The sequence below is a fragment of the uncultured Hyphomicrobium sp. genome, assembly GCF_902826555.1.
In the GTDB taxonomy this organism is placed as follows: Bacteria; Pseudomonadota; Alphaproteobacteria; order Rhizobiales; family Hyphomicrobiaceae; genus Hyphomicrobium_C.
The window spans coordinates 308,900-322,164 of the sequence record NZ_CADEFI010000001.1 but is presented as its reverse complement, the minus strand read 5'-3'; the positions used below and the strand labels follow the sequence as shown (position 1 = coordinate 322,164).

The window sequence follows — 13,265 nt, the reverse complement described above, 5'->3', positions numbered from 1 at the left end:
GCTCCGCGATCCGCTCCTCGAGATCCGCGCAGCAATTGCCGCCTAGGTCAGCTGCCTGCACGCTCCCACTCATCAGCACGATGGCCGCTGCTCCGGCAAGCGCCGCGCTTGCGCCTGTCCTCAATCCCCCACCCATTCCTTTTCCTTTCCCCTGTCTGGCGTCAGCTACGCAATCGCAGGCCGCGCTTTCGCATCACCTGGAACGACGCTTTGAGTCACACGCGGAACGAAAAGGCAAAGGACGTGCCAAGAACGGAGGACAGCGACGCGCAAAAGCAACTGCGCCGGACGCCGAACGCCGCCCTGCCGACGAAAGTACAGACAATCAAACACGTTTGCGCATCACAACGCATGCGGACGATCGATCGGTTTGCGCAGCGCATGTGCTCGCAGAGCCACAAATCGTTGAGCGTCACGCGTGCATTCACCGACGGTACGCTCAGCCTCGGCGTTACACTGTGACATCACAGGGTTCTGCCTTGATGTAACGTGGTCGAGGGCCATCATCGTTCTGCGCAGCAATCGAGCCCTGTTTCGCGCGCAATCGCAAAAAAAAGCCGACGACGATCTCGCAAAATTTTCACGCGTTCCCGCGGATTTAGCTTCATCCGTCGACTGCTCATCGCCGTCTTCCGGCTCCGCTCCGCAACGGCTGGCATGAATCATGCTGTCCCCCTTATGCACACGGGGGAAAGTCGCATCGAACGCACTCTCCAACCACATGACACACGACAACGAAAAACGAGATCGGGAGGAACATGTCGAAGGAAATACGGCCTGGCCATTCGGCCAGTCGCGAGCGCGAGAGTGCAAGCGAAGTCGGTCGCCGGAGCATCATTCAAGGACTTGCTGTTTCGGGATGCCTAGCCGCAACCGGCCTTCTCGGGAGCGTCCCGGCATGCGCACAAGGCACGTCCAGTAAGCGCCCGCAGCCTGGGCAGCGTTTCGTGTTCATGACCGGGGACAAAGAAGGGCAACCCGTCACTCCGGATGACGTGAAGGTCGGCGAGCCTCCGCTACTGGTCTACCCGATGGACCCGGCCACGAAGACCGTCATCAGCTCACGAGCCAGCTTGCTGATCCTCAAGCGCATCGATGAGGCCGACCTCGATACATCCACGAAGCCGCACTCGGCGGGCGGCATCGTCGCGTATTCCGCGATCTGTACGCATGAGGGCTGTCCGATCTCCGGTCAGCACGAAAACCCACGCATGGCCCTCTGCAATTGCCATGGCTCGACGTTCGACCTTGGCAACAACGGAACCGTAGCACACGGCCCTGCTGTGCGCAGGCTGGCCATGCTGCCGGTGACCATCACCGACGGCGAGCTGGTGGTGGCGGGAAAGCTGGATGGTCCGATAGGGCCACCAACATCGTGAGCAACACGGTCGTCGTGTCTCACGCAAAAACTCTAACCAATCCAAAACCTGGAGGAAAGTCCATGAAACTACGAATTGGCGTCGCAGCGCTCGCGCTGGTCGCAACGACGGCGGTGCAAGCCGCCGACTACAAGCCGGTAACCGAGGAGCGACTCAAAAACCCCGAACCGGAGAACTGGTTGCTGACGAAGGGCAACTATGAGGGCTGGAGCTACACGCCGCTCGATCAGATCACGCCCGCGAACGTCGCCAAGCTGAAGCCCGTGTGGTCCGCCGCCACGGGCATCAACTCGGGCCATGAGGCGCCCGCGATCGTCAATGGCGACTACATGTTCGTGGCAACGCCGCACAACAACGTGCTGGCCTTCGATACGAAGACCGGGCGGTTTCTATGGCGCTTCGTTCGCGAAACGCCTGAAGGCTTGGGCGCTCTGCACAGAACCAATCGCGGCGTCGCGCTTTGGGGCGACAAGGTCTACGTCGGCAGCATCGACTGCATGCTGACCGCGCTCAACGCCAAGACGGGCGAGAAGGTGTGGGAGGCGCAAGTCTGCGATTGGGAGAAGGAGAGCGCCTACATCACGTCGGCGCCGCTGGCCGTGAAGGGCAAGATCATCATCGGCCCCTCCGGCGGCGAGTTCGGCGTGCGCGGCTTCATCAAGGCCTTCGACGCGGAAACCGGCAAGCTCGCGTGGACACGCTACAGCGTTCCGGCACCGGGCGAGGCCGGCTCGGAAACCTGGCCGCAGGAAGGAGAATGGAAGAACGCCTGGAAGAACGGCGGCGGCACCATGTGGATGCCGGGCAACTACGATTCGAAGAATGACATCATCTACTGGGGCGTCGGCAATGGCGCACCCTGGCTCGGCGACCAGCGTCCAGGCGACAACCTTTATCTGGCGTCGGTGGTCTCGATCAATCCCGACAACGGCGATTTGGTCGGACACTTCCAGTACCACTGGAACGACTCATGGGACTGGGCCGGCATGAACGCCCCGACGCTCATCGACCTGGAGCGCGACGGCAAGAAGGTGCCAGGCCTGATCAGCGCCCAGCGCAACGGCGTGCTGTACTGGCTCGAGCGCGATGCCAAGGGCAAGATCACGTTCGACAAAGGCGTGAAGTACGTCAAGAACAACGTCTTCAAAACCATCGACGAGAAGACCGGCCGTCCGACCTACAATGAGGAGGCCGTCCCCGGCACCGGCAAGACAGCCACCTACTGCCCGAGCCTTTGGGGCGGCAAGGACTGGCCGTACGAAGCCTACAGCCCGAAGAGCGGCATGCTCTACATTCCGTTCAACGACAACCACTGCATGACCCTGACCGGCATGATCCAGCCGATCCTGCCCGGCCAATGGTCGGCGGGCGTGGACATCAACCGCCTCGACTTGAAGGTTGACGACAACTTCCCGTTCATCGGCGGCATCCAGGCTTGGGACGTCAAGGCTCGTAAGGAAGTCTGGCGCGAGACCTACAAAGGCTCCTGGAACTGGGGTTCGATCCTGACCACCGGCGGCGGCGTGCTGTTCGCAGGCGGTACCAACGACCGCATGTTCCGCGCCTACGAAGAGAAGACCGGCAAGCTCCTTTGGGAGTTCCCGACCCCGTCGGGCATCATCTCGCCGCCGAGCGCTTTTGCGGTCGACGGCAAGCAGTACATCGCCGTGGTCTCGGGATACGGCGTCGATGCGCAGTGGATCCAAGGCAAGATGCACACTCAAGCCGGCTGGGAGAAAACCGTTCCCGAAGGTGGCTCGGTCTGGGTATTCGCCCTCGGCGACTAGCACTCCGCAAAACTAAGGCACGCGCCGGTCAGCACTACCTCTCCGGTTGCGGATCGGCGTGTGCCGCCTCTGACCATCGATCATGAAAAAGGACATCGAAGCCGATGCTCACCATCACCGTCAATGGCCAGGACCGCCAGTTCGATGGCGATCCTAATACGCCGCTGCTTTGGTTTGTCCGTGACGAGCTGGGGCTTACGGGAACCAAGTTCGGCTGCGGCGCCGGCCTTTGTGGCGCTTGCACCGTGCATGTCGATGGCGTGGCCGTTCGCGGCTGCATGACGACCGTGAGCGAGGCCAGCGGCAAGCAGATCACGACCATCGAGGGCCTGAGCGCCGATGGCAATCACGCCGTCCAGAAGGCATGGCGCGAGCTCAACGTACCCCAGTGCGGCTTCTGCCAGGCCGGGCAGATCATGCAGGCCGCCTCCCTGCTGACCAAGAACCGCGCTCCGAGCGACGCCGAGATCGTCGAGGAGATGGGTGGAAACATCTGCCGCTGCGGCTGCTACCAGCGCATCCACGCCGCGGTGCGCCTGGCCGCGGGAGGAGTGTGAGCTCATGTACCACGAATTCGAAAAGAACATCGCCCGCCGCGCAGAAACCACGAACGCGCGCGCGCTCATCGAGAACGTGAGCAGGCGCGGCTTCATCGGCGGCGTGCTCAAGACATCGGGCGTCGTCCTCGCCTTGCAGATCATCCCCGGCGGCGCGGCCGGCGCCTATGACGCCTATCCCACAGGCGCCGCCGGCATGCCGCGCGGCGTGGTCAACGATCCACACGCCTACGTCGCCATCGACGCTGACGGCATCGTCACCATTGTTGCGCATCGGTCCGAGATGGGAACCGGCGCCAAGACGAGCTTGCCAATGGTCGTCGCTGACGAGATGGAGGCCGACTGGGCCCGCGTGCGCGTCATACAGGCCCCGGGCGACGAGCCGCGCTACGGCAACCAGGATACGGATGGCTCGCGCAGCGTCCGCCATTTCATTCAGCCCATGCGCGAGTGCGGCGCCGCCATGCGCTCCATGCTGGAATCCGCCGCCGCTGCTAAATGGGGCGTGGACCGCTCGCTCTGCAGGGCGAAGCAGCACCACGTCGTGCTCCTGAAAAAAGGCAAGGGCGACGGAGAGAAAATCGAGACCGAGACGCGTCTCGGCTTCGGCGAGCTCGCCACAGCCGCCATGAGCCAGCCGGTCCCGCCGCGCGACAAGCTCGAATTCAAGAAGCCGGAGGATTTCCGTTACATCGGCAAAGGCAAGACGCAGATCGTCGACCTGCACGGCATTACGGTCGGCAGCGCAGTCTACGGCGCCGACGTTCGCCTTCCCGGCATGAAATACGCGGTCATCGCCCGCCCGCCAGTAGTGGGAGGAAAGATCAAGACATACGACGCTGCCGCGACGCTGAAAGTGCCCGGTGTCGAGGCCGTCCACGAGATCGAGGGCTCCATGCCTCCGGCCAAATTCGCACCCTTGGGCGGTGTGGCCATCGTGGCGCGGTCGACGTACGCAGCCATGCAAGGCCGCGATGCTCTCACCATCGAATGGGAGAACGGTCCCCACGCAGGCTATAGCACCGCCGCATATCGCGACGAGATGAGCGCGACCGCGAAAAAGCCCGGCAAGGTCATTCGCAACCAGGGCGATCCCGACGCTGCCTTTTCCGGCGCCGCCGAGGTGTTCTCAGGCGAGTACCACCAGGAGCACGTTGCTCAGGCTCCGATGGAGCCCCCCGTCGCCATCGCCCGCATCACTGACGGCAAGATCGAGGTCTGGGCTCCGGCCCAGAGCCCGTACGGCGCCCGCGAGGACATCGCCAAGGCCTTGAACGTTCCCATCGAGAACGTCACCGTCCATGTCACGCTGCTCGGCGGCGGCTTCGGCCGCAAGTCGAAATGCGATTACATGATCGAGGCCGTCCAGCTCTCCAAGAAGCTCGGCGGGACGCCCGTCCTGCTGCAGTGGACGCGCGACGACGACCTGCGTCATGCCTTTTATCACACCACATCCGTCGAGCGGATCGAGGCGGCCCTCGACAAGGCCGGCAAGGTCGTCGGATGGCGTCACCGTACGGTAGCGCCATCGATCCTATCGACGTTCGCCGCCGACAGCGGCTACCAGTTCAACATCGAATACGGCATGGGCTTCGCCGACATGCCGTTCGAGATTCCGAATATCCGCTGCGAGAACGGTCAGGCTTTTGCTCACACGCGGATCGGCTGGTTCCGCTCCGTCTCGAACATCCCGCGCGCGTTCGCCGTGCAGTCGTTCGTCGCCGAGCTCGCCGACAAGCTCGGACGCGACCCCAAGGATCTCCTGATCGAGCTGATCGGTTCCGACCGGACGATCGATCCCAAAGCCGCGGGCATGCCCGAGGACTTCTGGAACTACGGCGAGCCCTATCCGCAATTCCCGATCGACACCGCCCGATTGAAGAACGTCGTCGAGGTCGCCGCCGACAAAGCCGGTTGGGGAAAGAAGCTCCCGGCTAAGCAGGGCCTCGGCATCGCCGCGCATCGCTCGTTCGTTTCGTACGTCGCCATGGTCGTGCACGCCGAGATCGACGCCGGCGGCATCATCCGCGTGCCGGAGGTGACGGCCGTCATCGACTGCGGGTTCTATATCAATCCCGAGCGCATCAGATCGCAGATCGAGGGCGCAGCGGTGATGGGCATGTCGACCGCGCTCTACAGCGGCATCACATTCAAGGATGGCCAGGTCGAGCAATCGAACTTCAACGATTTCGAGGTCGCGCGCATGACCAACTTCCCGCAGAAGGTCACGGTGCACATCATCGAGCCGACCTCGCCGTCGCACTATCCGACCGGCGTGGGAGAGCCCGGCGTGCCGCCGTTCGCGCCGGCCCTGTGCAACGCCATCTTCGCGGCAACGGGCAAGCGTCTGCGCAGCCTTCCGACGGGAGAGAAAATCGACGCGTGAGCGCAACCGCAGTGACTCGCGCGGCCACGTTCACGGCATCCAGGGCATCCTCCCTCCAAAAACAACAAAGCCGCGGCGCGATCCGCGGCCGTCCCCCGTGGCATTGCGGAGGAGCGCGGGCTCCTCCGCGGTGCGATGCAACGCGAATTCGAGGCTTCTGACGCCATGCATGACAAGCCCGACGACAAAGGCCAGGAGCTGCGCGAATGGGAGGACGCCATTTCGTCGGTCCTCGCATTCGAAGGCCGCCACCATGCCGACGAGGTCTTGAGTAGTGCCGTAGAGGTTGCGCGGCGCTCTGGCGCGCGGCTGCCGTTCGCCGCCAACACGGCTTATGTCAACACGATTGCCGCCGATGAGGAGCCGCTCCATCCGGGCGTCCGAGAGGTCGAGCACAGCATTCGCTCGGCGATCCGATGGAACGCCGCCGCAATCGTCCTGCGCGCCAACAAAACGTCGTCGGAGCTCGGCGGCCACATTGCGAGCTTCCAGTCTGCCGCCACGCTCTACGACACCGGCTTCGAGCACTTCTGGCATGCGCCGTCGGAAACGCACGGCGGAGATCTCTTGTTCATCCAGGGTCATTCATCGCCCGGAATCTATGCGCGCGCCTTTCTGGAAGGGCGGCTGACCGAGGAGCAGCTTACGAATTTCCGCCAGGAGGTCGACGGCAAGGGCCTGTCGTCGTATCCGCATCCGTGGCTGATGCCGGACTTCTGGCAGTTTCCCACCGTGTCGATGGGGCTCGGCCCCATCATGGCGATCTATCAGGCCCGCTTCCTGAAATACCTTCATGGCCGCAGCCTCGCCGATACCGGCAACCGGCACGTCTGGGCCTTCTGTGGCGACGGCGAAATGGACGAGCCGGAAAGCCTCGGCGCCATTGCCCTCGCAGGCCGCGAAAAGCTCGACAATCTCATCTTTGTCGTCAACTGCAACCTGCAGCGCCTCGACGGACCGGTGCGAGGCAACGGCAAGATCATTCAGGAGCTGGAAGGCGTCTTTCGCGGCGCCGGCTGGAACGTGATCAAGGTCATCTGGGGATCCACCTGGGACGAGCTTTTGGCACGCGACACATCCGGAAAATTGCGCGAGCTGATGGAGGAGTGCGTCGACGGCGAGTACCAGGACTTCAAATCGAAGGACGGCGCCTACATCCGGGAGCACTTTTTCGGGCGCTATCCGGAGACGGCCGCCATGGTCGCCGACTGGACGGATGACGACATCTGGAAGCTGACGCGCGGCGGTCACGATCCGTCCAAGGTCTACGCCGCCTACAAGCGCGCGGTGGAGCACAGCGGCCAGCCGACCGTCATCCTCGCCAAGACGGTCAAAGGCTACGGCATGGGCCACGCCGGCGAGGGCCAGATGATCACCCATCAGCAGAAGAAGATGGAGATCGACGCCCTGCGCCAGTTCCGCGACCGCTTTCAGATCCCGGTCGCCGACGACGATCTTGCGACGCTGCCGTTGATCCGCTTTCCCGATGGCTCAGATGAGATGAAGTACCTGCGCGCCCGGCGCGAGGCGTTGGGAGGCTATCTGCCCGCGCGGCGCAAGGTGAGCGAAAGCCTGAAGGCTCCGGCGCTTTCGCTGTTCGAAGGCCAGCTCAAAAGCACGGCCGGCCGCGAGATATCGACCACCATGGCCTTCGTGCGCATCCTCTCGTCGCTGTTGCGGGACAAAACGCTTGGGCCGCGCGTCGTGCCGATTGTGCCCGACGAGAGCCGGACCTTCGGCATGGAGGGCATGTTCCGCCAGTTCGGCATCTTCAGCCAGGTCGGACAGCTCTATCGGCCGTCCGACGCCGGCGAGCTGATGTTCTACAAGGAGGACCGTCAAGGCCAGATGCTGCAGGAGGGCATCAACGAGGCGGGTGCCATGTCGTCATGGATTGCCGCGGCCACGAGCTATTCGACGTCCAACGTGCCCATGCTTCCCTTCTACATCTTCTACTCGATGTTCGGATTCCAGCGTATCGGCGACCTCGCATGGGCGGCCGGCGACATGCGCGCCCGCGGCTTTCTCATCGGCGGAACGTCGGGACGCACGACGCTGAACGGCGAAGGGCTTCAGCACGAGGATGGCCACAGCCACCTCCTGTCGGCGACCATCCCGAACTGCGTCTCCTACGACCCAACCTATGCTTACGAGCTGGCCGTGATCGTGCAGAACGGTCTCACGCGCATGATCGAACGGCAGGAGGACGTTTTCTACTACATCACCGTCCTCAACGAGAACTACGAGCATCCCGACATGCCCGAAGGCGTGGAGGACGGCATCATCAAAGGCATGTATTTGCTGAGCCGAACCGGTGACGACGCCAAGAAAAAGAACAGGCCCCGCGTACAGCTGATGGGCTCGGGAGCAATCCTGCGCGAAGTGATCGCCGCCGCCATGCTGCTCGAAAGCGATTTCGGCGTGTCGGCCGACATCTGGAGCGTGACGAGCTTTACCGAGCTCGCCCGCGAAGCCCACGAGGTCGAGCGCTGGAACCTCCTCCATCCCTTGGAGCTGCCGCGCGTGCCCTACGTCACCCAGCGTCTCGCGGAACGTGGCTCGGATCCGGTGATCGCCTCGACCGACTACATGAAGGCATTCGCCGAGCAGATCCGCGCCTTCGTACCCGGCGCCTATCGCGTTCTTGGCACCGATGGCTTCGGCCGATCGGACTACAGACGCAAGCTGCGCTTCCACTTCGAGGTCGATCGCCATTTCGTCGCCGTCTCGGCACTCAAGGCGCTGGCCGACGAGAACAAGATCCCCTCGACACGGGTCGCCGAGGCGCTGGCCAAGTACGGCATCGGTTCCGAGAAGCCGAACCCGGTGAAAGTATAGCTCGGCCCAGCCCGGCGGAAAGACGCAGCAGCGAAAACGGCCGCGAGATGGAAAGTCCATGTCTATGATCGATGTGAAAGTTCCGGCCATCGGCGACTACGCCGATGTGCCCGTAATCGAAGTCCTCGTGAAACCCGGCGACAGCGTGAAGGTCGAGGACCCGCTGATCACCCTCGAGTCCGACAAGGCCACCATGGAGGTGCCTGCGCCGTCGGCAGGCAAGGTCGCCGAGATCCTGCTCAAGGTCGGCGACAAGGTGAGCGAAGGCAGTCTTATTCTGAAGCTCGATCCCGAAGGGCACAAGGCGGGTTCCCTCGCGAACGGCACAGCCGCGCGCAGCGCCCTTTCCCCGGCGCCCTCATCGCCCGTGCCCGAAGCGGCACCCAAATCCGCGCCCCCAGCGCAAGCCGGGACCGGCACGCTTCCCGTCTCCACCGACTTCGGCGGCGTCCTCGCCAGCCCCTCCGTGCGCCGCCTCGCGCGCGAGCTGGAAATCGACCTGAGCCAGATCAAGGGCAGCGGCGAAAAGGGTCGCATCACTAAGGACGACGTCCGGCGCGCCATCGGCCGCGGATCGGCCGGCAACACGGCGCTCGCCCTGCCGGAGATGCCGCAGCAGGACTTCGCCAAGTTCGGCCAGATCACAGTGAAGCCGCTGTCGCGCCTGAAGCGGCTCTCGGGTCCGCACCTTCACCGCGCGTGGCTCAACATTCCCCACGTCACTCATACGGACGAGGCGGATATCACCGAGCTCGAGTCCTACCGCAGGAAGCTCGACGCCGAGGCCAAGGACAAAGGCTATCGCGTGACCATGCTCTCGTTCCTCCTGATGGCCAGCGTCGCGGCCTTGAAGCAGCATCCCGAGTTCAACGCGTCCCTGACGCCAGAAGGCGAGGCGCTAATCCTCAAGCACTATTACAACATCGGAGTCGCGGTGGACACGCCGGACGGCCTCGTGGTGCCCGTGATCAAGGACGTCGACCGCAAGCGCATCCTCGAGCTCAGCCAAGAGATGGCTGCGGTTTCCCAGCGCATGCGCGACGGCAAGATCTCACCCTCAGACATCCAGGGCGCGAGCTTTACGATCTCCAGTCTCGGAGGCATCGGCGGCACCAGCTTCACCCCCATCGTCAACAGTCCGGAAGTGGCGATCCTCGGAGTCGTCCGCGCCGCGATGCGCCCCGTATGGACCGGCGACAGCTTCGCGCCCCGCCTCATGCTGCCGCTCTGCCTTTCTTACGACCATCGCGTCATCGACGGCGCGCTGGCCGCCCGCTTTACGCGCCGCCTCGCCGAGATCCTCGGCGATGTCCGCCAACTCGTCCTTTAGAGTGCCGATGACAAAAACTCCCGATATCGAAGCCGAACTCGTCGTCCTCGGTGCTGGCCCCGGCGGATACACCGCTGCGTTTCGTGCCGCGGACCTCGGTAAGAAAGTCGTCCTCGTCGAGCGCGCACCGGTGCTTGGGGGCGTATGCCTCAACGTCGGCTGCATCCCCTCCAAGGCGCTCCTGCATGCCGCGAAAGTCGTCTCGGAAACGCGAGAGATGGCGAGCGCAGGCCTTGGATTCACGCCGCCTTCGATCGATCTGGCCAAGCTGCGAGGCTGGAAGGACGGCATTGTCGGACGGCTGACCTCCGGGCTTTCCGCGCTGGCGAAACAGCGCAAGGTGACCGTCGTGACCGGCACCGCCCGCTTCGTCTCGGCGCGCGAGATCGAGGTGGATCGCGACGGAGCCAGGAGCAGGATTTCCTTCGAGCACGCCATCATCGCCGCGGGCTCCGAGCCGGCGAAGCTCCCGTTCATTCCTCATGACGATCCGCGCGTCCTTGATTCAACGGGCGCGCTCGACCTGGCCGATGTTCCAAAGCGGCTGCTCGTCATTGGTGGAGGGATCATCGGCCTCGAAATGGCGACCGTCTATCACGCACTCGGCAGCCGCGTCAGTGTTGTCGAGCTGATGGATCAGATCATTCCCGGCGCCGACCGTGACATCGTCGCTCCCCTCATGAAGCACATCAAGGCGCGCTACGAGCAGATCCACCTCGACACCAAAGTGTCGAAAGTGGAGCCGGGATCCGCCGGATTGACCGTCGCCTTTGAAGGTGCGCACACCCACACGGATACGTTTGATAGAATTCTGGTCGCGGTTGGCCGCGTCCCCAACGGCCGCCAACTGAGCCTCGACGCGGCAGGCGTCGCCATAGACGCACAGGGCTACATCCCGGTCGACCGCCAGATGCGCACCAACATCCCGCACATCTTCGCTATCGGTGACATCGTCGGCCAGCCGATGCTCGCCCATAAGGCCGTGCACGAAGGCAAGATCGCAGCCGAGGTGGCCGCCGGCCGCACGTCGACGTTCGATGCACGCGTCATCCCGTCGGTCGCCTACACGGATCCCGAGGTTGCATGGGTCGGCCTGACCGAGAACGAGGCCAAGGACAAAGCCATCGCCTACGGCAAGGGCAGTTTCCCCTGGGCCGCCTCCGGCCGCGCGCTGTCGCTCGGGCGCGACGAGGGGTTGACGAAAGTGCTGTTCGATCCGGAGACGCACCGCATACTCGGGTGCGGCATCGTCGGTCCCAACGCAGGCGACCTCATCGCCGAGGCGGCGCTCGCCATCGAGATGGGAGCCGACGCGACCGACATCGCCTCGACCATCCACCCGCACCCGACACTATCCGAGACATTCGCCCAATCGGCTGAGATGTTCGAGGGTACGATCACCGATCTGATGCCGAAGCAGTCCCAGCGCCGATAGCGCGGCAGTCGCCGCGCGAGGCTCCGTCAGAGCTTCGTCGCGTCGCGAAAGCGATACCAGGTCTCGACCACCGGAACCGCGCGTTTTGCAATCGCGTGCACGGGAAAGCTCGGAAACGCCAGGTCGTCGAACGCAGTGCGCCCCTCGCTCTTGCCGATCACCTTGAGCGCGATCTTGTTGCCGAAGTAGGTGGCCCGCGAGACGCCCGTTCCGCAATAGCCGAGCGCATAGTAGAGCCCGGCACCCGTGCGCCCCAGATGCGGAACCTCGTCGTACGTATAGCCGATCATCCCGTCCCAGGCGTGCGTGATGGGCGCGGACGCGAGGTCCGGAAACACATGCAGCATGTCGCGCGCCAAATGCCGGAACGCGCGCTCCGACGTGTTGCCGGCCCCCCTGCCGACACGCCCGCCCCAGATCACACGCCGCTCGCCCGGCGCCGCACGGAAATAATAGAAGACGCGATTGGTGTTGCCGTAGACACGCCCCTTGGGCATCAGACGCGCGAAGGTCTCCTCCGGGATCTCCCCGGTCGCGATGAGCCCCGATCCGATGGGCACGATACGACGCCCGAGCTCCGGTACCAGGCGGTCCGTATAACCGTTGGTGGCGATGATGACCTCGCCTGCGGCAATCTTGCCGAGCGGGGTCGTGACAGTGAATCGGCCACCGTCGCGCGAAATGTCCTGGGCGGCCGCATTGCCGATCACGAGACCGCCGGCCTCCCCGATCCGGCGCATGAGCCCGGCGTGATAGAGGCCCGGATGCAGCGAGGCGTCTCCCGGCAGCACGGAGCCGCCGAAGAAAGCGTCAGACCCGATCTCGGTATGCTGCTCGGCCTTCGGCACCATGAAGCTCTCGACACCTGCGATCTGGCGCAGGTCCTCCATGTCCCGCGCCATGGCGTCGTAGTGCTCCGGGCGGATCGCCGCGCGAAAGCGGCCACAGCGGGCAAAGTGACAATCGATCTTCTCCACGTCGATCAGCTGCGCAATATCATCGAGCATGCGCGCGCCTTCGCGCAGCATCGCTTCGGCCTTCTTGCGCCCGCGGAGCGCAATCAGGCGCTTGACGCGGAACTTCTGGTTGCCGCTGCCGATCTGTCCGCCATTCCGCGTGCTGGCGCCGAACCCCGGGACGCCGCGTTCGAGCACCACCACCGAGCGCCCATGGTGCAGCAGCGTGAGGGCCGCGGACAGTCCTGTGAATCCGGATCCGACGACAACCACATCGGCGTTCGCAGGAAGCGGATGCGACTCGGCAGTCCGCGGTGCGGCATCCCACCAGTAGGGCTTGAAGGAGAGTCCTTCCGATGAGGTCACGCGACCGTTCGCAAGCTGCTCCGCCGTCGGAGCCGCCAACCCACCGTCCTTCGTCACCTTGAGATCGATCTCGGAACCCGAAGCCAAGCACACACTCCACGACCGTCCACGCACGCGGCCGCATTGCCCATCCAGAAACAATGTTGAACGGAGGTAAACAGAAAACGAGCGGCGCCGCAACAGCACGAGACGCCCAAATTCAACGCAGCGGCTACTCACAGTCTTTGAGAG

Annotated in this window: 7 protein-coding genes and 1 pseudogene; 7 read left to right on the top strand and 1 reads right to left on the bottom strand. The window is 63.9% G+C overall.

Annotation, left to right across the window (positions count from 1 at the left end; translation table 11 throughout):
• Positions 1–953 precede the first annotated feature (953 nt).
• The 7 genes and pseudogenes from QZV93_RS01400 (at position 954) to lpdA (ending at position 11,712) form a co-directional block, all read left to right on the top strand.
• Entirely contained in the window at positions 954–1,379 is a 426-nt protein-coding gene (locus tag QZV93_RS01400; protein WP_295555336.1) for a Rieske (2Fe-2S) protein, read from the top strand.
• A gap of 62 nt (positions 1,380–1,441) precedes the next feature.
• Positions 1,442–3,166 carry a PQQ-dependent dehydrogenase, methanol/ethanol family gene (locus QZV93_RS01395; RefSeq protein WP_295555334.1) on the top strand — a complete coding sequence of 575 codons (1,725 nt, stop codon included), beginning with the start codon at positions 1,442–1,444 and terminating at the stop codon, positions 3,164–3,166.
• Positions 3,167–3,270: 104 nt separating this feature from the next.
• Positions 3,271–3,723 carry a (2Fe-2S)-binding protein gene (locus QZV93_RS01390; RefSeq protein WP_295555332.1) on the top strand — a complete coding sequence of 151 codons (453 nt, stop codon included), beginning with the start codon at positions 3,271–3,273 and terminating at the stop codon, positions 3,721–3,723.
• A gap of 4 nt (positions 3,724–3,727) precedes the next feature.
• Complete coding sequence (locus QZV93_RS01385) at positions 3,728–6,109, top strand: molybdopterin cofactor-binding domain-containing protein (protein WP_295555331.1); 2,382 nt, start codon at positions 3,728–3,730, stop codon at positions 6,107–6,109.
• Positions 6,110–6,274: 165 nt separating this feature from the next.
• A complete protein-coding gene (gene aceE / locus QZV93_RS01380) occupies positions 6,275–8,947 on the top strand; it encodes a pyruvate dehydrogenase (acetyl-transferring), homodimeric type (protein ID WP_295555329.1) in 2,673 nt (890 codons plus the stop codon).
• A 22-nt stretch (positions 8,948–8,969) separates the two neighbouring features.
• Positions 8,970–10,277, top strand: a pseudogene (locus tag QZV93_RS01375) (dihydrolipoyllysine-residue acetyltransferase); the annotation flags it as partial.
• Between the two features lie 7 nt (positions 10,278–10,284).
• The gene (lpdA, locus tag QZV93_RS01370) at positions 10,285–11,712 is read left to right on the top strand and encodes a dihydrolipoyl dehydrogenase (RefSeq protein WP_295555328.1); all 1,428 of its coding nucleotides are present in this window, start codon (positions 10,285–10,287) and stop codon (positions 11,710–11,712) included.
• Between the two features lie 26 nt (positions 11,713–11,738).
• On the opposite strand, the gene QZV93_RS01365 is transcribed toward lpdA, so the two are convergent.
• Positions 11,739–13,121 (bottom strand): FAD-binding oxidoreductase, encoded by a 1,383-nt coding sequence (locus tag QZV93_RS01365; RefSeq protein WP_295555326.1) that lies wholly within the window; start codon positions 13,119–13,121, stop codon positions 11,739–11,741.
• Positions 13,122–13,265 lie beyond the last annotated feature (144 nt).

Coding starts and splice junctions, on each gene's coding strand:
- QZV93_RS01395 (WP_295555334.1), top strand. CDS start 1,442: ATGAAACTACGAATTGGCGTCGCAGCGCTCGCGCTGGTCGCAACGACG.
- QZV93_RS01390 (WP_295555332.1), top strand. CDS start 3,271: ATGCTCACCATCACCGTCAATGGCCAGGACCGCCAGTTCGATGGCGAT.
- aceE (WP_295555329.1), top strand. CDS start 6,275: ATGCATGACAAGCCCGACGACAAAGGCCAGGAGCTGCGCGAATGGGAG.
- QZV93_RS01385 (WP_295555331.1), top strand. CDS start 3,728: ATGTACCACGAATTCGAAAAGAACATCGCCCGCCGCGCAGAAACCACG.
- lpdA (WP_295555328.1), top strand. CDS start 10,285: ATGACAAAAACTCCCGATATCGAAGCCGAACTCGTCGTCCTCGGTGCT.
- QZV93_RS01400 (WP_295555336.1), top strand. CDS start 954: ATGACCGGGGACAAAGAAGGGCAACCCGTCACTCCGGATGACGTGAAG.